Source organism: Acinetobacter sp. TUM15071 (assembly GCF_008980925.1).
Taxonomy (GTDB): Bacteria; Pseudomonadota; Gammaproteobacteria; order Pseudomonadales; family Moraxellaceae; genus Acinetobacter; species Acinetobacter dispersus.
The window spans coordinates 78,805-100,636 of record NZ_BKGB01000011.1 but is presented as its reverse complement, the minus strand read 5'-3'; the positions used below and the strand labels follow the sequence as shown (position 1 = coordinate 100,636).

General features: G+C 39.5%; 21 protein-coding genes. 11 read left to right on the top strand and 10 right to left on the bottom strand.

Annotated features, from left to right (window positions below; all coding sequences use genetic code 11):
* Window positions 1–113 precede the first annotated feature (113 nt).
* A complete protein-coding gene (locus tag GBI66_RS12045; RefSeq protein ID WP_004652711.1) occupies window positions 114–740 on the top strand; it encodes a superoxide dismutase in 627 nt (208 codons plus the stop codon).
* Between the two features lie 307 nt (window positions 741–1,047).
* Here GBI66_RS12045 and GBI66_RS12040 read toward each other — a convergent pair whose 3' ends face one another.
* Complete coding sequence (locus GBI66_RS12040; RefSeq protein WP_004808463.1) at window positions 1,048–2,652, bottom strand: isocitrate lyase; 1,605 nt, start codon at window positions 2,650–2,652, stop codon at window positions 1,048–1,050.
* Between the two features lie 530 nt (window positions 2,653–3,182).
* Here GBI66_RS12040 and GBI66_RS12035 point away from each other — a divergent pair.
* Both GBI66_RS12035 and GBI66_RS12030 read left to right on the top strand, forming a co-directional pair.
* Complete coding sequence (locus GBI66_RS12035; RefSeq protein ID WP_004808464.1) at window positions 3,183–4,184, top strand: LysR family transcriptional regulator; 1,002 nt, start codon at window positions 3,183–3,185, stop codon at window positions 4,182–4,184.
* A 201-nt stretch (window positions 4,185–4,385) separates the two neighbouring features.
* On the top strand, window positions 4,386–5,714 hold the full coding sequence (locus GBI66_RS12030) for a hemolysin family protein (protein WP_005183736.1): 1,329 nt from the start codon (window positions 4,386–4,388) through the stop codon (window positions 5,712–5,714).
* Between the two features lie 38 nt (window positions 5,715–5,752).
* Here the strand turns inward: GBI66_RS12030 and GBI66_RS12025 are convergent, their stop codons facing one another.
* Entirely contained in the window at window positions 5,753–6,016 is a 264-nt protein-coding gene (locus GBI66_RS12025; RefSeq protein ID WP_151716260.1) for a ribosomal protein L7/L12, read from the bottom strand.
* A gap of 67 nt (window positions 6,017–6,083) precedes the next feature.
* Window positions 6,084–6,599 carry a hypothetical protein gene (locus tag GBI66_RS12020; protein WP_151716259.1) on the bottom strand — a complete coding sequence of 172 codons (516 nt, stop codon included), beginning with the start codon at window positions 6,597–6,599 and terminating at the stop codon, window positions 6,084–6,086.
* Between the two features lie 218 nt (window positions 6,600–6,817).
* On the opposite strand from GBI66_RS12020, the gene GBI66_RS12015 reads away from it, so the two are divergent.
* Window positions 6,818–7,369 (top strand): DUF2239 family protein, encoded by a 552-nt coding sequence (locus GBI66_RS12015; RefSeq protein WP_151716258.1) that lies wholly within the window; start codon window positions 6,818–6,820, stop codon window positions 7,367–7,369.
* Between the two features lie 48 nt (window positions 7,370–7,417).
* Here the strand turns inward: GBI66_RS12015 and GBI66_RS12010 are convergent, their stop codons facing one another.
* The 4 genes from GBI66_RS12010 to GBI66_RS11995 form a co-directional block, all read right to left on the bottom strand.
* Entirely contained in the window at window positions 7,418–7,774 is a 357-nt protein-coding gene (locus GBI66_RS12010) for a hypothetical protein (RefSeq protein WP_151716257.1), read from the bottom strand.
* 91 nt (window positions 7,775–7,865) lie between these two features.
* Window positions 7,866–9,479, bottom strand: a complete 1,614-nt coding sequence (gene cysN, locus GBI66_RS12005) for a sulfate adenylyltransferase subunit CysN (RefSeq protein ID WP_151716256.1) — start codon at window positions 9,477–9,479, stop codon at window positions 7,866–7,868.
* An 83-nt stretch (window positions 9,480–9,562) separates the two neighbouring features.
* Window positions 9,563–10,471: a sulfate adenylyltransferase subunit CysD gene (cysD, locus tag GBI66_RS12000; protein ID WP_005213498.1), complete on the bottom strand. Its 909-nt coding sequence runs from the start codon at window positions 10,469–10,471 to the stop codon at window positions 9,563–9,565.
* 321 nt (window positions 10,472–10,792) lie between these two features.
* Window positions 10,793–12,250, bottom strand: a complete 1,458-nt coding sequence (locus GBI66_RS11995) for a capsule assembly Wzi family protein (protein ID WP_151716255.1) — start codon at window positions 12,248–12,250, stop codon at window positions 10,793–10,795.
* A gap of 167 nt (window positions 12,251–12,417) precedes the next feature.
* On the opposite strand from GBI66_RS11995, the gene GBI66_RS11990 reads away from it, so the two are divergent.
* Complete coding sequence (locus GBI66_RS11990) at window positions 12,418–12,912, top strand: DUF2059 domain-containing protein (RefSeq protein WP_151716254.1); 495 nt, start codon at window positions 12,418–12,420, stop codon at window positions 12,910–12,912.
* A 53-nt stretch (window positions 12,913–12,965) separates the two neighbouring features.
* Here GBI66_RS11990 and lysS read toward each other — a convergent pair whose 3' ends face one another.
* Together lysS and GBI66_RS11980 are read right to left on the bottom strand one after the other, a co-directional pair.
* Window positions 12,966–14,492, bottom strand: coding sequence for a lysine--tRNA ligase (gene lysS, locus GBI66_RS11985; protein ID WP_004808486.1), 1,527 nt, complete (start codon window positions 14,490–14,492; stop codon window positions 12,966–12,968).
* A 159-nt stretch (window positions 14,493–14,651) separates the two neighbouring features.
* Window positions 14,652–15,089, bottom strand: a complete 438-nt coding sequence (locus tag GBI66_RS11980; protein WP_151716253.1) for an SRPBCC domain-containing protein — start codon at window positions 15,087–15,089, stop codon at window positions 14,652–14,654.
* A gap of 348 nt (window positions 15,090–15,437) precedes the next feature.
* On the opposite strand from GBI66_RS11980, the gene rubA reads away from it, so the two are divergent.
* From rubA to oxyR, 4 genes are all read left to right on the top strand, one after another.
* Window positions 15,438–15,602 (top strand): rubredoxin RubA, encoded by a 165-nt coding sequence (rubA, locus tag GBI66_RS11975; protein ID WP_004678010.1) that lies wholly within the window; start codon window positions 15,438–15,440, stop codon window positions 15,600–15,602.
* A gap of 83 nt (window positions 15,603–15,685) precedes the next feature.
* Window positions 15,686–16,867, top strand: a complete 1,182-nt coding sequence (gene rubB, locus GBI66_RS11970) for a rubredoxin reductase RubB (protein WP_151716252.1) — start codon at window positions 15,686–15,688, stop codon at window positions 16,865–16,867.
* 84 nt (window positions 16,868–16,951) lie between these two features.
* Complete coding sequence (gene estB, locus GBI66_RS11965; protein WP_004808493.1) at window positions 16,952–17,896, top strand: esterase EstB; 945 nt, start codon at window positions 16,952–16,954, stop codon at window positions 17,894–17,896.
* Between the two features lie 6 nt (window positions 17,897–17,902).
* Window positions 17,903–18,808, top strand: a complete 906-nt coding sequence (oxyR, locus tag GBI66_RS11960; protein WP_151716251.1) for a LysR family transcriptional regulator OxyR — start codon at window positions 17,903–17,905, stop codon at window positions 18,806–18,808.
* Between the two features lie 59 nt (window positions 18,809–18,867).
* Here the strand turns inward: oxyR and dusB are convergent, their stop codons facing one another.
* Window positions 18,868–19,890 (bottom strand): tRNA dihydrouridine synthase DusB, encoded by a 1,023-nt coding sequence (dusB, locus tag GBI66_RS11955; protein ID WP_151716250.1) that lies wholly within the window; start codon window positions 19,888–19,890, stop codon window positions 18,868–18,870.
* A gap of 82 nt (window positions 19,891–19,972) precedes the next feature.
* Here dusB and GBI66_RS11950 point away from each other — a divergent pair, with 82 nt between their 5' ends.
* Window positions 19,973–21,181: a DUF1615 family protein gene (locus GBI66_RS11950; RefSeq protein WP_005183767.1), complete on the top strand. Its 1,209-nt coding sequence runs from the start codon at window positions 19,973–19,975 to the stop codon at window positions 21,179–21,181.
* Window positions 21,148–21,822, top strand: coding sequence for an HAD-IB family hydrolase (locus GBI66_RS11945; RefSeq protein WP_151716249.1), 675 nt, complete (start codon window positions 21,148–21,150; stop codon window positions 21,820–21,822). The genes GBI66_RS11950 and GBI66_RS11945 overlap by 34 nt, the downstream gene beginning before the upstream one ends.
* Window positions 21,823–21,832: the final 10 nt, after the last annotated feature.

Below are 21,832 nucleotides of genomic sequence, written 5' to 3'. Positions count from 1 at the left end.
TAACGAAATTTTTTGCATATTTTGTGTATTAAAAGACTGCCCTATTGTCTATAGAATCATTTACAATAAAGGCACTTAAATGTAAAACCCAGCAAATTTGCAAGGAATGAAACATGACAACCATTACTTTACCTGCACTTCCATATGGCTATGATGATTTAGCGCCACATATCACTCGCGAAACTTTAGAATACCATCACGACAAACACCACAATACTTATGTTGTTAACTTAAACAACTTAATCAAAGGTACTGACCTTGAAGGCAAAACTTTAGAAGAAATCATCAAAGCGTCTGCTGGTGATGCATCTAAAGCGGGTATCTTTAACAATGCTGCGCAAGTATGGAACCACACGTTCTACTGGAACAGCATGAAGCCAAATGGTGGTGGTAAACCTACAGGCGCGATTGCAGCGAAAATTGAAGAAGCTTTTGGTAGCTATGAAAAGTTTGCAGAAGAATTCACTGCTGCTGCAACAACTCAATTCGGTTCAGGTTGGGCTTGGTTAGTTGCTGATGAAGTAAACGGTAAATTATCGATTACTAAAACTGCCAATGCAGACACTCCACTTGCACATGGCCAAGTTGCAGTATTAACAATCGATGTATGGGAACACGCTTACTACATCGACTTCCGTAACTTACGCCCTAAGTACATCGCAACTTTCTTAGAAAGCTTAGTAAACTGGGACTATGCAAATGCAAAACTTGCAGGTCAACCAGCAGGTGTTGAGAAATAATTTATTATTTCCCAAATAAAAAAACTGCTCTTTATGAGCAGTTTTTTTATGTTTGTATTTTGATGGAATCATTCAACTCAGCCATTCAATTCACTTGCTCTTTTTAAATAAAGTCTCTTTTACAACGTCCTTAGATTAATAAAGATAGACCTCATTGAATAAATTCTTTCAATAGAACGCGTCTGATCACTAATAGTCAGAAAGGCCAAAATTAGTTTCTTGAAACAAAGATTCAGTCTTAAGTATTTATTTTAAAGCAATAAAAAACCCTGCTTTCGCAGGGTTTTCATTTGAATCAGTTCAGTGCTTAGTGAGCAGCGAATTGGTTCATTGTGTTTTTAGCATCATCGTGCGCTTTAAGAGCGTTGTCACCAGAGAAGATTTCTTTGTGATCATCACCGATGTCAGAACCCGCCATTGCTTGGTGTTTAACACAAGCGATACCACCACGGATTTCTTTACGTTGTACGCCAGCAACATAAGCCAACATACCTTCAGAACCGAAGTAACCTTGTGCAAGCTCATGAGTAGAAAGCGCAGCAGTGTGGTAAGTCGGAAGTGTGATCAAGTGATGGAATACACCCGCTTCACGAGCAGCATCTGCTTGGAATGTACGGATCTTAGCGTCTGCATCAGCAGCTAATTCAGTAGCATCGTACTCAGCGCTCATTAATTTAGCACGGTCGTAAGCAGAAACGTCTTTACCTTCAGCAACCCAACGGTCGTAAGCTTGTTGACGGAAGTTTAAAGTCCAGTTGAACGATGGGCTGTTGTTATAAACAAGCTTCGCATTTGGAACAGTTTCACGTACACGGTTAACCATGTGAGCGATTTCTTCTACGTTTGGAGTCGCAGTTTCGATCCAAAGAAGGTCTGCACCATTTTGAAGGCTAGATACACAGTCAAGTACAACACGGTCAATTTGAGTGTCAGCACGGAACTGATATAAACCAGAAGCTAAACGCTTAGGACGGTGTAATTTACCATTACGTTTGATCAAGATTTCATCTTCTTGAGCATCTGCAATGTCAATTTCAGTTGTGTCTAAGTAGCTGATGTATTGAGAAGCGATGTCGCCTGGCTCTTTAACCACAGGGATTTTTTGAGTCAAGTCAGCGCCTTCAGAGTCAGTACGCGCAACGATGATACCGTCATCAAGACCCATTTCTAAGAATGCATAACGTAATGCATGGATTTTAGCGATGAAGTCTTCGTGTGGAACTGTTACTTTACCAGCTTGGTGACCACATTGTTTCGCGTCAGATACTTGGTTTTCGATTTGAAGTGCACAAGCACCCGCTTCGATCATCTTACGTGCAAGTAAGTAAGTCGCTTCTTCGTTACCGAAACCAGCGTCGATGTCCGCAATAATTGGCACAACGTGAGTTTGGAAACCGTCGATTTGAGCAGTGATTTCAGCAGCTTTAGCAGTATCACCAGCTTCGTTTGCTTTTTTAAGCGCACGGAATAAATCGTTAAGTTCTTTCGCATCAGCTTGACGTAAGAAAGTGTAGATTTCTTCAATCAAAGCAGGTACAGAAGTTTTTTCATGCATAGATTGGTCAGGAAGTGGACCAAATTCTGAACGAAGTGCAGCAACCATCCAACCAGAAAGGTAGATATAGCGACGTTCAGTTGTACCGAAGTATTTTTTGTTCGCAATCATTTTTTGTTGCGCGATAAAACCGTGCCAGCAACCTAATGATTGAGTATATTTGCTAGAATCAGCATCATAAGCAGCCATATCACGACGCATAATCGCAGCTGTATATTTAGCAATATCTAAACCAGTTTTGAATTGGTTTTGCATTTGCATACGCGCAGCATCTTCTGGGCTAATATCGCGCCAAGTGTCGCCGAATTTTGCTTTTAGTTCGCGGATTGCATCAATCGCTGTTTGATATGTAGACATGATATATTCCTTTTGCGGATTGGCATCGAATGATCGCTAATAAATCCTGATTTTAATTAGTCTAGATTTAAAGCACCTCATCAACATGTATCACAGCTTAGTCTTTGGCAAGTGTTTTATCCAATATTCTGGCTTAATCTTCAGTATTTTCTAAAAAAATATATGTATAACCATTTTTCAAGAATACAAAAAATACTATTTAAATATTTGTTTTTATTAATCTTATAAAATACACCACTTGGACCAACCATCAAATTTCGGCCCTATTTTCTAGACTCATCAGTTCATAAAAAGCTGAAACTTGCTTATTTAAGTTGCAGAAAATGACAATTTTTCTGTGTATTTTCCTTCAATTTGAATACAAAACCACAGCATAAAAAGCCGTCAAAATTAAATAAATCGACAGAATGTGCCAAGTTGAAGCATAAGCACTAAGGCTGTTGCTTTTATGTAGGATTAAGTTACACAAATCCCTTTGGATATGTCATAATTCAAGGCAATTCAAGGATTTTATTTTCGGTATTTTTTTTATGAATCTGGAGCGCGTCGATCTCAATTTATTAATTTATCTTGACGTACTTCTTCGTGAAAAAAATGTCACCCGCGCAGCAGAGCAATTGGGTGTCACCCAGCCTGCGATGAGTAATATTCTGCGTCGTTTACGTAATTTATTTAACGACCCCCTACTCATTCGTTCTTCTGAGGGCATGACGCCAACAGAACGTGCATTAGAATTACAGCCGCGTATTCGAGATGCACTAGCTGATCTGTCAATGATCCTTGAACCGCGTACTGAATTCCGTCCTTATACCAGTAATCGAGTATTCCGGATTATGACATCCGATTATGCCGAAGCAACATTGGTTCCACGTTTAGTAAAAGCTTTACGCTCAGAAGCACCAAATGTGGTCTTGGATTTCTTAACTCCAAGTGACGTGTCCTACCGTGACATGGAACAAGGTAAAGTTGATCTAGCCATTAACCGCTTCAACGAAATCCCGCAAAGCTTCCATCAGGTCTTAGTATGGCGTGACAGTTTCAGCTGTATTTTAAATGATAAGCACCCTGCAGTTACTCACCTCAATTTAAAAAGCTATTTAGATGCACAGCATATTTGGGTATCTAAAACAGGTATGGGTGTCGGCTTTGGTGTTAATCCAGAAAAACAAGCTGGATTAGGTTGGATTGATCAAGCGTTAGAGCGTATCGGTCAACGCCGTAAGATCTCTGTATTTACCCGTCATTATCAAATGCCAGCACTGTTAGCGCAAAATGTAGATTTAATCGCGACGCTACCAACACGCATGGCACGCTTACAAACACAGAATCCTAGACTGGTTATAAAGGATCCTCCGTTCTATATTCCAGAATTTGAACTTAAAATGGCTTGGTGTCCGTTGTTGCATCATCATCCTGCACATCGTTGGCTCAGACAATTGATCCTATTTGTTGCACGTCAAATGATTGAAGAAGAAAATCGTGAGTATTTGTTGAATAATGGCAATTCACAATTACCACATAGCTTTTTCTAAACAGACACATTAACAAGATGAATTTTCAGCCATATTTTCTGTGTGGCTGATTGTTTTAATAATAATATCAATAAAAATTTATTTCTTTTACTTATTGATAGATTATATTCTCTTAAAGAATAAGCGAGTGAAATAATGCGTTACAAACAATTATTTGCATAAGCGACTTTATAGGCTGTGTCCTATCAACATAGGTGATGTATGGATATTTTACAAAGCATGATGATTCTAGTTCTTCTAGTCGCATGTTCATTCTTTTTATCCTTATCTGAAATCGCGATTGCTGGATCACGAAAACTCAAACTCAAACTCATTGCTGAAAGCGGTGAGGAAAGAGCAAATAAAGTCATTGAGTTACAAGAAAACTCTGCAGACTTTTTTGCATCTACGCAAGTCGGTGTGAATGCTGTTGCGATCTTGGGGGGTATTGTCGGTGAATCCTCATTGCGTCCTTACTTCCACAATTTGGCGACTGAGCTTTACCCGGGGCCTTGGGCAGATACCATCGGATTCAGCTTATCTTTTTTAACAGTCACTTCCCTATTTATCTTATTTGCTGATTTGATGCCAAAACGTTTGGCCATGATTTTCCCAGAAAAACTAGCCATTAAAGTCATCAATCCAATTACGATCTTTATCAAAATCTGTAGACCATTGGCTTGGTTTATTAATATCATTGCAAATTCAATTTTTAGAATCTTTAAAATTGATACTAAACGCGATGATAGTATGACTTTCGATGACATTTCTGCCATCGTAAATGCTGGTGCACAAGCGGGTGTTTTACAAAAACAAGAACACCATTTCATTGAAAATGTATTTGAGCTTGAAGAACGAACCGTCCCATCCAGCATGACGGCACGAGAAAATATTGTTTATTTCACCTTGAATGAACCTGAACAGAGTATTCGTCAAAAACTGGCCGAACATCCTTATTCAAAATTCTTAGTGTGCAGTGAACATATTGATCAGGTCATTGGTTATGTCGATGCCAAAGATATTCTGGTACGTATATTAAACAATCAATCCTTTACTCAACTCAATGAATCAACCATCCGTAATGTCCTGATTATTCCAGACTCCTTAACCTTGTCTGAATTGCTGGATCGTTTCCGCTCGACCAAAGAAAAGTTTGCTGTTGTGATCAACGAGTATGCTTTGGTTGTTGGTGTTATCACGCTCAGCGATATTATGATCACGGTTATGGGCGACTGGGTTACACCGATGGATGAGGAAAAGCAGATTATCAAACGTGATAATCATTCTTGGCTCATTGATGGCAGTACACCAATTGAAGATGTAAAACACGCGTTAACCATCGAAGAATTCCCGGAAAATGAAAATTACGAAACGATTGCAGGCTTTATCATGTATCGTTTGCGCAAGATCCCACGTCCTGCCGATGCTGTTGAATATGCTGGTTTCAAATTTGAAGTAGTCGATATTGACCACTATAAAATTGACCAATTGCTGGTAACTCAAGTTTTACCAAATCTCGAAGGTGAATCTCCAGCACCCCAAGATGATTAATCTTGAAAGCTAAAAAAAGCCCATATATGGGCTTTTTTTTATTTCATAACAAACCAGAACACGGCAGCCAATATCAGTAAAATTAAAATAAAGACTTTGATTCCACCACGGCTCCGCTGCGCCAATTGCTCTTGAATCTGCGCCTGTTCTTGTGGATGATCCTGCAAATACTGATCAATTAAATCTTTAGATTCCTTAAGACCTAAACCTGTTTTTTCTCGCGTGATCTTGATTGCATCAATCAGCTGCCCTGCACGAAGCATAGCTAAAGCTTCTGCAGGAATCATCGGTGGTAAGTTCATAAAATTAACAATCCTTGTTATTTTCTATTGGCAACCGCATTAATCAGAACAGGATATTTATAATTCCTTAATTCCCACCATACATTGAGATGAGTTCATCCAAAGTCGCTTGATAGTGAATACCAATGTCTTCTGCCAAGATCTTATAGGCATTATCAAACTGAACCATTGGCCAACCTTCTTTCCAAAATGGGAAAATATTGTGTAGACCTTCTGTCACAATTGCATCTTCACGGCTAATCGCTTGAGCAACCTGAGCTAAAACCTGAGCGGTTTCTGCACCATCAATCGCTAAATAATCAATACCACGCACTTTTAAAATACGGATACGATCTTTTTTATAGCGAATTTTTTTCGCCTGACCTGCATTCAAACCTAATGCCAGCGTAACCGCTTCTACAAACTTTTCTTCAAAGTTTGTATTCAGTACCACCAAAGCTTGTTTATGTGCTTCTTGACGCCCAGCTTTCCCCCCATTACGGATAATCTCATTTGCTTCCGTATCTAGCTTATCTTTTTTCATAGACTGTAAAATGTCTAAAATTTCGATATCGCTTAAAGATTCAGGAGATTGCTCAATCATGGGAGTCCTAATACACAAAAATAAAAAAACATTGTCTCATAAAAGCGATATCAAAGCAGAATAAAATTGAAAATTGGCATACTATCTGCACCATTTTTTATGTCAGGTTTCAGAGCTGGCTCTCCAACTGAATGAGATCTTTTCGAAGCGTTATTGATTTGCATAATTATTTATACCCTGATAATATTATTTTACCCGTATAAAACAATCCGAAGAAAATGAATACTCAAACAACAACCTATACTGCCTTTTCAGGGAGTACATTCATCGCAAGCGGCCAACCTGCTGAGCTCGCAATTCAGATTAAACTTAGGCCTAAAACAATTGAGAATATTTTAATTTTCAATGATCAAACTGGCCGACAGGTTGATCTTGATCTTTCTGGTTCTGAACAAGAAATTCATCAACGTTATAGCGAGCCTGAGCCGACAAAGAAAGTTGGGCGACCTAAACTTGGGGTCATCTCTCGTGAAATTACCTTACAGAAAAAACATTGGGATTGGTTAGATCAACAGAGTTCCAGTGCATCTGCTGTGATTCGTAAACTGATTGATAAAGAGCTGAATGATCCAACTTCTGAAAGCAATATCATGCTGGCTAAACAAGCCACTGATCGCGTTATGTCGGCAATGTTAGGCAATATGCCCAACTACGAAGAAGCAACCCGCGCGTTATATCAAGGTGATCAAGAGATGTTTTTTAAGATGATTCAAGATTATCCTAAAGATATAAAAAACTATTTAGTTTTCAAAACACATCATATTTTTTAATTTTTTGATTGTTCCACCTCCTTGATAGGTGGAACAATCGGACATAATCTATAAATTATCTTCATCATTTATTGAAGATGTCATTTTCATATCAATATTTTTATAATCAACTCCCTGCAAACAACTTAGACATCTCTCTTTCAATTCATCAATCATTTGTTGTTGATTTATCTCTCCACCATCAAAGCTCGATAAAGCATCAATCTCATCAAAACACGCTATTACATATTTCAGATCGTCAGAAATTATTGTGGATTTTAAGAATTCATTAGAAAAGCTCGACCTTGCTAAAGACCATATTCCAACTTCAGGAGAAAGAATACCCTGTTTCATTGCTTCTAAAACCCCTAGAGCTAGTGAAGCCAAATAAAATTCGGCATTTTTATTATGAGTATCTAGTTTCATCTATTAGAAATGTCGTTATATAAAATATAGAGTATCCACAATACAATAAAAAAACCCGCTTACGCGGGTTTTTCAAAATCAATTCAGTCTATTAAAGACGAACTAACTCCACCACTTTCTCAGCAGCTTCTTCAACCGTTTCAGCAGCAATCTCGGTATCTGTACCTTCAACAGTCGTTGTGATAACCACAACACCTGTTTCACGCAACAATGCAATTTGCTCAGCAGTTAAATCGGCTTTCGCGATCGCAACTACACCTTGTTGGATCAATAAGCTTTCTAAAGCTTGAGCTTTCTCGATCAACGATGCAGAAACACCAATCACCGCAGGCTTCTGACCTAAACGAGCTGCACGATCTTCTGCGGTCACAGGATTGCTGTGTGCTGTCCATTCAACAGCAGCTTCAACCATACCTGCACCGACAGTCACGTTGCTTAGACGGTCAATAAAGATAAATGAACCTGTATAACGGCTGTCTTGATATTGATCAAACACTACTGGCGCATCAAACTCAACCACAACATCTGCAATTGCATTCAACTCAAGCTCTTCAACTTGCGTGTGTTCTAACGTGTTCACATTGACACGGAAGTTAATTACAGTGACTTTAGCTGGAACAGTTTGAGTACCAATTTTTACGTTGTACAGCTTGCCTTTTACCAGTGGATGCTCATTCATCCAGACCACTGATGCACGCACACTACGTGAAATCAATGGTTGCTCGCCTGCACGGACCAAAACGTTACCACGAGAAATATCAATTTCATCGTTTAAAGTTAAAGTAACTGCTTGACCTGCAACGGCTTGTTCTAGGTTGCCATCAAAAGTTACGATTTCTTTAACTGTTGATTTTTTGCCAGATGGCAAGGCAATAATTTCATCACCAACATTCACTTGACCAAGCGCAATCGTACCTGCGAAACCACGGAAATCGAGGTTTGGACGATTCACATATTGAACAGGGAAACGGAATTCACGTTTATTTGATTCACGTTTAATTTCCACCGATTCAAGTAGGCTCATCAAGGTTTGACCCTTGTACCATGGCGTACTTGCAGATGGATTAACAACGTTGTCGCCATTCAATGCCGAGATAGGTACGAACACAATATTTTCAGGACGACGATCACCAAGTTGATTCACGAAAGCATCATATTCAACTTGAATTTCATTGAAACGTGCTTCAGAGAACTCAACCAAGTCCATCTTGTTAATCGCAACAACGATATTTTTAATACCCAGTAAGCTTGCGATAAATGAATGGCGACGAGTTTGAGTTTGAACACCATAACGTGCATCAATCAAAATAATCGCAAGATCGGCAGTGGATGCACCAGTCGCCATATTACGCGTGTATTGTTCATGTCCAGGGGTATCGGCAATGATGAACTTACGCTTTTCAGTAGAGAAATAGCGATAAGCCACATCAATGGTAATACCCTGCTCACGTTCAGCCTGTAGACCATCGACCAACAAAGCAAGATCAGGTGCATCCCCTGTAGTACCCACTTTCTTACTGTCACGCGTTACTGCTTGCAATTGATCTTCATAAATCAATTTTGAATCGTAAAGTAAACGACCAATTAAGGTACTTTTACCATCATCGACATTACCGCACGTCAAAAAGCGTAATAAATCTTTTTGCTCATGCTGTTTTAAATATCCCAAGATGTCTTGGCTAATAAGATCTGATTGATGAGACATTGCTCAAAACTCCACATATTCTTTAGAAATCGGTTTTAATCTCCCTAAATCCCTCTTTAAAAAGAGGGACTTGCTTAAGGAAATTAGAAATAACCTTCTTGCTTTTTCTTTTCCATCGAGCCAGCCTCATCATGGTCAATCATACGACCTTGACGCTCTGAGCTGGTTGCTAAAAGCATTTCTTGGATAATTTCAGGCAAGGTATCTGCTTCTGACTCAACTGCACCAGTTAATGGGTAACAACCAAGTGTACGGAAACGTACCGATTTCATTTGTGGAACTTCACCTTCTTTTAAACGCATACGTTCATCATCGACCATGATTAACGTACCACTACGTTCAACCACAGGTCGAACTGCAGAGAAATAAAGAGGAACGAGTTGAATATTTTCCAAATAGATATATTGCCAGATATCTAACTCAGTCCAGTTAGACAATGGGAATACACGAATACTTTCGCCTTTGTTCACTTTACCGTTGTAAAGGTTCCAAAGTTCTGGACGTTGGTTTTTTGGATCCCAACGATGTTTATTATCACGGAATGAATACACACGTTCTTTGGCACGAGATTTTTCTTCATCACGGCGTGCACCACCAAAAGCAGCATCAAACTGATACTTATCCAAGGCTTGTTTTAAACCTTGGGTTTTCATGATATCCGTATATTTTGAACTGCCATGATCAAACGGGTTAATACCTGCCTCACGACCTTCTGCATTTTGATGCACGATCAGATCGAAGCCATGGGTTTTTGCCATGTTGTCACGGAAAGCAATCATGTCTTTAAACTTCCAACCTGTATCTACATGCAGTAGCGGGAATGGAAGTTTCGCTGGATAGAATGCTTTGAGTGCCAAATGCAACATTACCGCTGAATCTTTACCAATCGAGTAAAGCATCACAGGGTTTTCAAATTCAGCTGCAACTTCACGAATAATATGAATACTTTCTGCCTCAAGCTGCTTGAGGTGAGTTAATCTATTTTCAGTCATGTACAATTTCCTCCTTATCCATGCTATCCATAAAATCTATAAGTGGGATTAAACCACCACTTTGAAGACTGTGTGGAGGAACGAGTGCCATAACAACTCCAATTTTTCATGATATCGATATTCTTACTTGCAGTAGAATTTGCTACTGAGTAAAGGTTATTCATTATAATAATTTAGATTCAATTCTTTAGCTTGTTTTTTCATATCAATATGCAAAATTATGATATGAAAATAAGATTCAGAGATATCAAAACAATCCATTTCACGTGAATCAAAAACAAAAGAAGCTCCGAAGAGCTTCTTTATCTGTATATATTTGAATTAGAAACGGAACATTTTTGTTTCCAAAGGAATTTCCACACCGACTGAAATACCACCATCATTGCCGTTCAAATCAGAATCACTGACCCAACCATTCACTTTTAATGGAATTGTTGGTTTCAGATAATGTGTCCAAGTTAAATCAAGACCTTTTACGGTATCTTCTTTTGGAAATGCTGCATTAATTGCCAAGTTGGATTGATTCACTTTGGCATAAATCACACGTCCATTTAAACGATTCATCACATCAAAACGAATATCACCACCCACCGAATACATTTGACCATCACCACCAATCGCGTGTCCCAATGAGAAACCATGCTGATAATAACCGTCTTTATATTGATGATGGCTGTAAGAGGTACCTCTCACTTCACCATTGGTACGAGTATCGGCCCATTCTGCATAAAGCTGATAAGGGATATTGTTATAGCTTGAAGAATAATCTGCACCTGCTAAATACAAATATTTCGCAGGTAAACCACCCGCTTCATCTTCACCAACGAATTGGGTATATAGGCTCACAGGTACATTCAATAATGGTTGAAGCAATAAACGCCCATCAAAGCCAGCAATTTGGTTAGAGGCATTCTTATCACCAACGCAGCCATTATCATCACAGCCATTGTCACGACCAATCATGGCATTCCAATACGCCTTAAAACTATTCGGCTGTCCTTTACCACCAATTTGAATCGCACGCGAAGCTCCAAGCTCCAAGTAAGATAAAGGCTGAGCCGTAAAACGCAGACCAATTAATTTAGTGTCTGGAACAGCTTTGTAGTCATCTAATTGTCCAGCAAAGGCTTGATATTGCCAAGGACCGATCCAAGATAGCCATTTTGTTTCAAATGCATTTTGCACTGCACGTTGTGCAGTCACACCATAAACTGGACGACTCGCATCACCACGGATCAAACTTCCATCATGCCCAGGTCCCCAATAAGTAGGGATTTGACCTGCGATCACCCACTGATTCCAAAGCTTGCCTGCAATATATGAACCTTCAACATTTGCATCATGCCCATTATCAATCAATGGATCTTTTTCGCCATTTACACGAAGTTTTGCATCCCAATTTTCACCGCCCGCATTAAACTCGACTGCAGCCTGATATTGAGATTTCTGATTGTCACCGAATGCTTGCGGAACAGTCTTCAGATCTGTTCCAGCATGTAAACCCACTTTCACAGTTTCATTGTCTGCCTGTAATGCGTTCACGACAGAATTCACAACTTTTTGCTGTGTATTATTACTAATCTTTGCTTGAGACAATGCACGCTGAATTTCATCACCGCTCATTGGCCAAGTTGAAGTACTGATTTGAATCACACCTTGTTGGTTGAGCCAATTCAGATCAGTTCTTAAATTTTCATCATTCAGCACAATACCCTGTGCAAATACTGGGAAAGAAAGAGAAGCGAATAATGCGATATAAAGCGATTTTTTTAAAAACATATCCAAACTGTTCTCAAATTTATTTATGGTCACATGATCGTTGGTTTATGAGTAGTTTTCAATCGTCAAACGAAACAATTACATTTTTTAACATGCAAGATAAATTGACAATAATTGATGCCAGTCAGTAACATTTAATTTACCTACAATGCGACTGAAATCAAATAATGAAAAAAATTATTGCGATATTTATTATGATGGCAATTTCCATCCCTGCTTTTGCTCAATCTGCATCAAAAGAATCTGTCAAAGAGTTATTAAAGATCACCAAGTCAGAACAATTCCTTGGTCAAATGAGTCAGCAAATAAATACCATGATGCATTCAAGTATAGAAAAAATCACTCAAGGAAGAAAATTAACGACCAAACAGGAGCTTGCTGTTGTTAACTACACTCAAGAACTCAGCAAAATTATGCAAGAAGAATTAACATGGGCAAAATTAGAACCTGAAATGATTAAAATCTATGCTGAAGAGTTTAGCCAAGAAGAAATCGACGGTATGATTAAATTTTATAAAACTCCTGTAGGGCAATCGACGATTGATAAAATGCCAATTGTCATGCAAAAAAGTATGCAAGTGGGCTACAAACAAATGGATGCCATTACACCTAAAATTATGCAAGCTGCTGATAAACTGGCAAAAGATATGCAAGCAGAATAATCAATCAACATAAAAAAGCCACTTTTAAAGTGGCTTTTTTATTAATCGAAGAATTAATCTTTACGGCGCATATGCGGGAACAACAACACGTCACGAATACTCGCAGCATTGGCAAACAACATCACCAAACGGTCAATACCGATACCCTGACCTGCTGTCGGTGGCAAGCCATATTCCAATGCTTCGATAAAGTCAGCATCGTAATGCATAGCCTCATCATCGCCTGCATCTTTTTCTGCAACCTGTGCTTGGAAGCGCTCAGCCTGATCAATCGGGTCATTTAACTCAGAGAAACCATTTGCCAATTCACGACCACCGATAAAGAACTCAAAACGATCGGTAATATGTGGATTATCATCATTACGACGAGCAAGTGGTGAAGTTTCAGCTGGATATTCAGTAATGAACGTCGGCTGACGCAGTTTAGTTTCTACTGTTTCTTCAAACACGATAGTTTGTAATTTGCCTAAACCAAAACCAGGTTTCACCTGCTCTTTTAAAACGTCTTTGGTAAATTTGGCCAAGAATTCGCGGTCATTTACATTTTCAGGGGTGAAATCAGGGTTATTCTCAAGAATTGCATCAAACATTGAGATTTTCTTGAACGGGCCTTTGAAGCTATAGACTTCCTCACCATAAGGCACATCGGTAGAACCCAAGATATCAACTGCCAATTTTTCAAGCATGTTTTCAGTCAATACCATCAAGTCTTTATAATCAGCATAGGCTTGATAGAACTCGATCATAGTGAATTCAGGATTGTGACGTGTTGAAACCCCTTCATTACGGAAGTTACGGTTAATTTCAAACACACGCTCAAAACCACCCACCACAAGGCGTTTTAAATAGAGTTCAGGTGCAACACGTAAATACAGTTCCATGTCCAAAGCATTATGATGCGTTACGAATGGCTTCGCAGATGCGCCACCCGGAATCACATGCATCATTGGCGTTTCAACTTCCATGAAGCGTTCATTGGTCAAGAATGCACGAATACCTGCAACTACTTGGGCACGAATTTCAAAGGTTTTACGTGTTTCTTCATTGACGATCAAATCTAAATAACGTTTACGATATTTAGCTTCTGTATCGGTTAAACCATGGAATTTATCTGGAAGTGGACGCAGTGATTTGGTCAGTAATTCAAAACCTTCAAGGTGTACATATAAGTCACCTTTACCAGAACGGCCAATATAACCTTCAGCAGCGATGATATCGCCAAGGTCTAAACTTTTAATCGTTTCTAGAATATCAGCTGGCAAACCTTTACGATCTACATAAAGTTGAATACGCCCCGTCATATCTTGGATCACCATAAATGACCCACGGTTCAACATCACACGACCAGCAACTTTTACATAAACTTTTTCAGCGCCTTCAATTTGCGCCTTGTCTTGATCTTTAAACTGTTCTTGCAAATCAGCTGCATAGTGTTCACGTTTAAACGTGTTTGGCCACGGGCTCTTACCCGTTTGTTTTGCAGTCTCTTGGATTTGCTTTAATTTGGCATGACGCTGTGCGATTAAATCGTTTTCGGAAAGTGTTTGTTCAGAAGTCGATTGAGCGTTTTGTTGCGTCATCTCTGCCTCGATTAAGTAAAAAATGAAGTGACATAGAATAGCAGATCACAACTCATTTTCGTATTGTTTCAACCAGACAATTCAAAAAAATCAAGATTGATTCATTTTTGAATCGAGATAACGCAGCAATTTTCCACTAAAAAATCGATCGGCTGGCGCTTATTTCTCCGCTAAATGCTTGACCATGGCAAGTCCCTGATCAAAGCCTTTATTCATAAATTCTGCATGTTCTGGTTGAATATCGACCTCTACATGCAATTGCGTTTCACCATTGAAATCAAACAGCATATATTTTTCCAAAGCACCAGCCCAAGACTTCACAGCCTCACTTTCCAGATCCTCCTTACCGTTCTCAATCATCCCAAGATGCTTAAAAACAATCTCTTTAGGCTCATCGATACTCTCAATGGTCGAGATCATGCCATTTCCTTTGCCATCTCCGAAATAGGTTTTACCACCCACTTTCCAATCCGTGGCCATGGTTGAATCGCATGCAAAAAATTTTGTCCATGCCTGATAACTTTCTGGGGTCCACAAGACTTCCCAAACTTTCTCAGGGGTCGCATAAATTTTTATATTATAAGATAAGGTTTCCATGCTTTATTCTCCTTGATCATTGTTTTCATCATCATATCTTGATTCTGAATGTTTGTTTTTTATACACACTATATTTATACATTTCGGCTTTTTCTAATTGTATAAGCGTTATATCTCTACAAAAAATTAGAGTAATTGCTCAAATAACAAGACTTTCAGATAGAATTGCCATATCACTTTTTGAATAAATGATTAAACTCTTGCATTTACTTTACTTAAATGTCGTTCTGCGTAAAAATCTAACTCCCGATTAGCATAAGTTAGTTCCTATTGCAGCGATCATAGCGACATTACGGAATAGTTTTACTGAAAGGCAACTTGAACATACCTATCAGTTTGGAGAGTCACATGAAAAAATATCAATGTATCGTTTGTGGTTGGATTTACGACGAAGCAGAAGGTTGGCCACAAGACGGCATTGCAGCAGGGACCAAATGGGAAGATATCCCAGATGATTGGACTTGCCCAGATTGCGGCGTTTCAAAAGCTGATTTTGAAATGGTTGAAATCTAAATAGATCGAGAAGGCCGTGACAATGATCATGGTCTTTTTTTTGCTATCGTTTGTTTTTAAATAAGAAAATATTGGAGAATAGAATGCATCCTATCGTTATCATCGGATCGGGCATGGCAGGTTACACCGTAGCGCGAGAGTTTCGTAAACTAAGTCCTGAACAAGAACTGGTTATGATCTGTGCAGATGATGCGGTAAATTATGCAAAACCAACATTATCCAATGCCTTTGCAGGGAATAAAGCACCAGAACAAATTGCTTTAGGCGATGCGACAAAGATGGCAACCCAATTGAATATGCGCATTGATGCAGACACATGGGTGAAAGCAATCAATGCCGAAAACCATGAACTAACATTAGAAAAAAATGGGCAAACCATTACCCAACCTTATTCAAAGTTAGTATTGGCTGTCGGTGCAAACCCTATCCGCTTAGCGATTGCTGGTGATGGCAGTGATGACATTCATGTTGTGAACTCATTGGTCGACTATCGTATCTTCCGTGAAAACCTTGCAAACCGTAAAGACAAACGCGTGGTTATTCTTGGTGCAGGTCTAATTGGCTGTGAATTTGCCAATGACTTATTGCATAGCCAATATGATGTTACGGTAATTGACTTAGCCCCTCAGCCACTTGGTCGCTTATTGCCAAACCATGTCGCTGAAGCCTTTAAGACCAATTTAGAACAAGCAGGCATTAAATTTGCACTCTCCACCACCGTGGAAAAAGTAACCAAGATTAATAATGGTGAAGACTACGAAGTCACTTTAGCCAATGGTAAAACACTGGTCGCTGATATTGTTCTTTCTGCAATTGGCTTAAAACCGAATATCTCTTTAGCAAAAGCAGCAGACATTCAAACCAGTCGTGGCATTATTACCAACACCCTTTTAGAAACCAATCAAGCGGATATCTACGCCGTCGGTGACTGTGCAGAAGTGAATGGCACTTTATTACCATATGTAATGCCAATTATGCAGCAAGCACGTGCTTTAGCAAAAACGCTCAGTGGTCAAAGCACAGCGGTACACTACCCTGCTATGCCAGTTGCAGTAAAAACACCTGCTGCGCCATTGACGGTTTTACCTGCACCGCTTAATGTGGATGTAAACTGGGAAACTGAAGAGTTTGATGACGGTATGCTTGCTAAAGCAGCTGATGGCGAAGGAACCTTGAGAGGTTTTGTACTGTTAGGCCCAACTGCAGGTAAACAACGTTTAACGCTCACCAAGCTGGTTCCAGACTTGATTCCAGCGCAAGTTTAAGGTTTAAATACGAGAGTTTGTTGAGAAAAGAATTTCCTCCAAACTCTCTAAGCAATAAGAAGAATTCTATTTGGAACGAAGATCATGAACAGTGCCCTCCAATTTAACGTGTCACCATATGCTTCTTTTATGCAGGAAACCAAAGTTACTTTGGGCAATGGTATTGAACTACATGTTGAAATGGGTGGGAATCCTGAGCATCCAACCATCTTATTGATCATGGGTCTAGGTGCACAAATGCTGTTTTGGCCTGATTTCTTTTGTAAAGCCTTAATCGATCAAGGTTTCCGCGTAGTTCGCTTTGATAATCGCGATATTGGTTTATCTTCTAAAATTCGTAATAAAGGCAAACGACTCAATACCATGAAACTGATGAGTCGTTTCATGTTTGGTCTTCGCAATGAAGGTGCGCCATATACCTTATATGATATGGCCGATGATGTAGCAATGTTGATTGATCAATTAGGTATCGAAAAAGCCTATATTATTGGTGCCTCAATGGGCGGAATGATTTCACAGATTGTTGCTGCGAAATATCCAGAAAAAGTAGAAAAAATCGGTTTGTTATTTACCAGTAATAATCAGCCGTTTTTACCTCCGCCTTTTCCAAAGCAGCTTTTTAGCTTATTGGGTAAACCTGAGGGGCATGATGAAGAAACAATTATTAATCACAGTTTAAATGTTTTCCGTATTATTGGCTCACCTGGTTATGTCAATCCAGTCGAATCAATTCAAACCATTCGCAAATTATATCGACGTAGTTTTTACCCAGCGGGTGTACTTCAACAATTTTTAGCAATATTATGTACAGGTTCTTTGTTACCATTGAACAAAACAATTACTCAGCCGACTTTGGTTGTACACGGATCAAAAGATCGCCTGTTACCACCAAGTCACGGGAAAGCTGTTGCAAAAGCAATTTCTGGTGCTAAGTTTGAATTAATTCAAGGAATGGGGCATGATATTCCTGCACATTTCATTCCGCAACTTAGTGGTTTGTTTACTCACCACTTTAGATCATCACACTAGGACACTATGGCTGCATTACCCTCATTAAGACAGCTATCATATTTAGTTACGTTGTCAGAAACTTTACATTTTACTGAAGCAGCGCGTCGTTCCTTTGTTACCCAGTCAACACTGTCTGGTGGCATCATGGAATTGGAGCGTTTATTAGGTGGCGTCTTAGTTGAGCGTGATCGTCAAAACGTCCGTTTAACCCCATTAGGTGAGCAAGTAGTAGCGCGAGCGCGAGTATTGCTTGCCGATGCCCAAGACCTGATGCGTTTAAGTCGAGAAATGAGTGAACCATTAACGGGTGATTTACATCTCGGTATTATTCCAACCATTGCACCTTTTATTCTGACTCAACTCTTAGATGAAGTGCATCAGCAATTGCCAAAGATCCAACTACACCTACATGAAGCACAAAGTGAGAAGATTGTAGAGAAGTTGGAACATGGTAATTTAGACATGATTGTACTTGCGCTTCCATTTGATACGCGCAGTCTAAAAGTTGCTGAAATTGCCAAAGAACACTTATTCCTTGTGTATAACAAGAAAGATACCAATGCAGCCAGTGCAAATTCTCTCGATGATTTGGATCTATCTCGTTTAATGCTGCTAGAGGAAGGTCATTGCTTACGTGACCATGCTTTAAGTGCCTGCCCTGTTGGCGAGCGCAAAAATGATCATCGTTTAAAAGCAAGTTCATTACCAACGCTGGTTGAAATGGTATCGTCTGATTTAGGCTTTACCCTTTTACCTGAGATTGCACTGAAAAACAGTATGATTCACTTCAATGAAGATATTGATGTGAAAGCGATTGAAGCTGCACCAAGCCGCACATTGGCTTTAGTGACCCGCAAAAGCACACCATTACAAAGTGAATTTGATGTGATCTTGCAGATTCTGCAAAAAATCACGGCTCATTTATCGTAATAAAAAAAGCCTGTAATTCAGATCGAATTACAGGCTTTTCAATGCAGTTAAAATAATTATTAAATATCCAATAAATTCATTTGTTCAACTTGTACATCACTCATTCGCAAGCCTTGATCAAGTAATTCATCGAAATATGATTCCACCACTTTGGCTTGATCAGCCGTATTTTCAACTTTATACATATTCTGACGAAACTCATTACTTGAGCGTAAGCCTTTGGTATACCAAGCAATATGCTTACGTGCAATACGACAGCCTGAGTATTCTCCATAGAAATCATATAGCTCAGCCAGATGCCCCAATAATACTGCTTTGACTTCAGCAATATCAGGCGCAGCAAGATGCTCACCTGTTTTTAAATAATGGGCAATTTCTCTGAATATCCAAGGTCGGCCTTGGGCTGCACGCCCAATCATAATGGCGTCTGCACCCGTATAATCCAGTACATATTTGGCTTTTTCGGGACTATCAATATCACCGTTGGCAATCAATGGGATATCAATCAATTCTTTAACCTGCTTAATCAACTCATAGCGTGCAGTATTCAAATACATATCTTCACGAGTACGACCATGCAAGGCTAAGGCTGCAATTCCAGATTCTTCGGCACGTTTGGCCACACGTAAAATATTTTCATGGCCATTTAAAAAGCCCAAACGGGTTTTTAAAGTGACTGGCACATCCACTGCAGAAACTACGGCATCGAGAATACGCGCAACGAGATCTTCGTCTTGTAATAAAGCCGAACCTGCAAGTTTGTTACATACTTTCTTGGCTGGGCAACCCATATTGATATCAACAATCTGCGCACCATTCGCCACCTGATAACGTGCCGCTTCAGCAAGCTGCTCAGGGTCAGAACCTGCGATTTGTGCAGAGATTGGTGCAAGCTCACCATCAAAATTAGCTCGATAGAGACTCTTTTTACTCATACGTAGTGTCTTGTCTGCAGTCATCATTTCACTGACTGCATGTCCTGCACCAAAGTACTTACATAGCGTCCTGAAGGGCCTATCGGTGACGCCAGCCATTGGGGCAACAATCAAATTATTTGACAGTTGATATGAACCAATATACATATATTTTCTTACAATTTCTGATCAACATAGTATACTTCATTCGCCCGTTCGGCTCATCTTTTTGTGCGGTGTTGTCTTCATTATGAACCAATCGTTTTCGACTCGTCCTCTATTCAAAACATTTAGCCTCTTGGCAATCAGCATAAGCTTAGTGGCTTGTGGTGATAATGCTTGGTGGTCAAATAATAAAGAACCCGAAATGAAGGCAGAACAGATCACCAAAGTGCTGCCACCGCGTGTTAATGATCGCCAGTCTTGGTCGCAAGATATCTTTGATATCATGCAACAGCTTAGTATTCCTAAAACCAAGCAAAATGTATGCAGCATTGTGGCTGTGGTCGATCAAGAGTCCAACTTTGTCGCCGATCCTGCTGTGCCTGGCTTGGGTGAAAAAGCAGTTCAGGAAATCAATACGCGCCTCAAAGAGAAGTTTGAAGCTAAATTAGGTGAAACCATTGGCGGTACTGTAGCGGGTTATTTTGAGGATGTACTCAAAAATCAACCTTCCCCAGAAAATAACTATATGAGCCAAATGCGCAAAGTCAGAACTGAGCGTGAACTCGATTTGCTTTATCGTGAAATTTTTGACTATATGTCAAAGCATTATCATGTCAGTGCCCTAACAGGCGCAGCGAAATTGGTTGGACAAGACATTGGCGAGAAAATGAACCCGATCACGACACTGGGTTCTATGCAAGTGCATATTAATTATGCCAAAGAACATAAACGTCAAAGCGGAAATATTGCTGAACTACGTAATGATCTCTACACCCAATACGGTGGCCTATATTATGGCATCCATCGTTTGATGGAATATTCTGCCGATTATGATAAAGCCATCTATCGATTTGCCGATTACAACTCAGGCATGTATTCAAGCCGTAATGCGGCTTTTCAAAAGATGCTTGAAGTCATACAAAGTAAAGACCTTGATTTAGATGGCGACCTGTTACTTTATAATAAAGATGGGAATGTTCAATCCGCACTAAGTCAATCTGAAAAAGAAGTGATCTCTGCGTTTACCAACAATAAAATTCTGGTTACTCCGCGTCAAATTCGTGCGGATTTAAAGAAAGAGAAAGAGAAGAAATTCGAAGATACACAAACTTATTTAGCCGTTCAAAAGTTGTATCAAAGTAAAACCAATAAAGAACCTATTTATGCAATTATGCCTGAAGTCGTTATTTCGGGCCCTAAACTGAGTCGCGACTACAATACCAATTGGTTTGCCAGTCGCGTTAATGGACGATATGAAACATGCATGCAAAGAGCGAAACGCATAAAACTCTAAATCTTGCTTTATTTGATTTCGATGGAACACTCTATCCAAGAGACAGTTTCACAGGGTTTATTTTCTTTGCACTATCAAAACGCCATATTGTCAAAAGAGGCTTGAAAATCCTGCCATGGATTCAAGCCTACTATTTACGCCTCTACCCTGCACATGCCATGCGACCACGTTTATTCCAAAGTATGTTTAAAGACATTTCTGTAGATGTGGTCGATCAACTGGCTCAAGAATACGCACAGAAACTGATTAAAAGATTAGATCCAGATTTATTCCAGCAGCTTCAACAGCATCAACAACGTGGCGATCATGTTGTCCTTGTTTCAGCCTCGGTTGATCTTTATCTGGCTCCAATTTGTGAGGTTCTCAATATTGAATTACTGTGTACCCAAACTGAAAGTAAAGATGGACGTTTAACGGGTCGCTACAGTTCAGAAGATTGTAGTTGTGAGCAAAAGAAATTGCGCATTTTACAAAGCTACAATTTAGCAAATTATCAAACGATTTATGCCTATGGCAATAGTGAAGAAGATTTAGAAATGCTCTCTTTAGCAGACCATCCTTATATGATGGGAGCAGAGCAAGCACTTCCCACCTTAGAGCTAAAACAATTAAATCAAGCAGACATAAAAAAGCCCGCTTAATGCGAGCTTT

Coding starts and splice junctions, on each gene's coding strand:
- GBI66_RS12045 (WP_004652711.1), top strand. CDS start 114: ATGACAACCATTACTTTACCTGCACTTCCATATGGCTATGATGATTTA.
- GBI66_RS12040 (WP_004808463.1), bottom strand. CDS start 2,652: ATGTCTACATATCAAACAGCGATTGATGCAATCCGCGAACTAAAAGCA.
- GBI66_RS12035 (WP_004808464.1), top strand. CDS start 3,183: ATGAATCTGGAGCGCGTCGATCTCAATTTATTAATTTATCTTGACGTA.
- GBI66_RS12030 (WP_005183736.1), top strand. CDS start 4,386: ATGGATATTTTACAAAGCATGATGATTCTAGTTCTTCTAGTCGCATGT.
- GBI66_RS12025 (WP_151716260.1), bottom strand. CDS start 6,016: ATGAACTTACCACCGATGATTCCTGCAGAAGCTTTAGCTATGCTTCGT.
- GBI66_RS12020 (WP_151716259.1), bottom strand. CDS start 6,599: ATGATTGAGCAATCTCCTGAATCTTTAAGCGATATCGAAATTTTAGAC.
- GBI66_RS12015 (WP_151716258.1), top strand. CDS start 6,818: ATGAATACTCAAACAACAACCTATACTGCCTTTTCAGGGAGTACATTC.
- GBI66_RS12010 (WP_151716257.1), bottom strand. CDS start 7,774: ATGAAACTAGATACTCATAATAAAAATGCCGAATTTTATTTGGCTTCA.
- cysN (WP_151716256.1), bottom strand. CDS start 9,479: ATGTCTCATCAATCAGATCTTATTAGCCAAGACATCTTGGGATATTTA.
- cysD (WP_005213498.1), bottom strand. CDS start 10,471: ATGACTGAAAATAGATTAACTCACCTCAAGCAGCTTGAGGCAGAAAGT.
- GBI66_RS11995 (WP_151716255.1), bottom strand. CDS start 12,250: ATGTTTTTAAAAAAATCGCTTTATATCGCATTATTCGCTTCTCTTTCT.
- GBI66_RS11990 (WP_151716254.1), top strand. CDS start 12,418: ATGAAAAAAATTATTGCGATATTTATTATGATGGCAATTTCCATCCCT.
- lysS (WP_004808486.1), bottom strand. CDS start 14,492: ATGACGCAACAAAACGCTCAATCGACTTCTGAACAAACACTTTCCGAA.
- GBI66_RS11980 (WP_151716253.1), bottom strand. CDS start 15,089: ATGGAAACCTTATCTTATAATATAAAAATTTATGCGACCCCTGAGAAA.
- rubA (WP_004678010.1), top strand. CDS start 15,438: ATGAAAAAATATCAATGTATCGTTTGTGGTTGGATTTACGACGAAGCA.
- rubB (WP_151716252.1), top strand. CDS start 15,686: ATGCATCCTATCGTTATCATCGGATCGGGCATGGCAGGTTACACCGTA.
- estB (WP_004808493.1), top strand. CDS start 16,952: ATGAACAGTGCCCTCCAATTTAACGTGTCACCATATGCTTCTTTTATG.
- oxyR (WP_151716251.1), top strand. CDS start 17,903: ATGGCTGCATTACCCTCATTAAGACAGCTATCATATTTAGTTACGTTG.
- dusB (WP_151716250.1), bottom strand. CDS start 19,890: ATGTATATTGGTTCATATCAACTGTCAAATAATTTGATTGTTGCCCCA.
- GBI66_RS11950 (WP_005183767.1), top strand. CDS start 19,973: ATGAACCAATCGTTTTCGACTCGTCCTCTATTCAAAACATTTAGCCTC.
- GBI66_RS11945 (WP_151716249.1), top strand. CDS start 21,148: ATGCATGCAAAGAGCGAAACGCATAAAACTCTAAATCTTGCTTTATTT.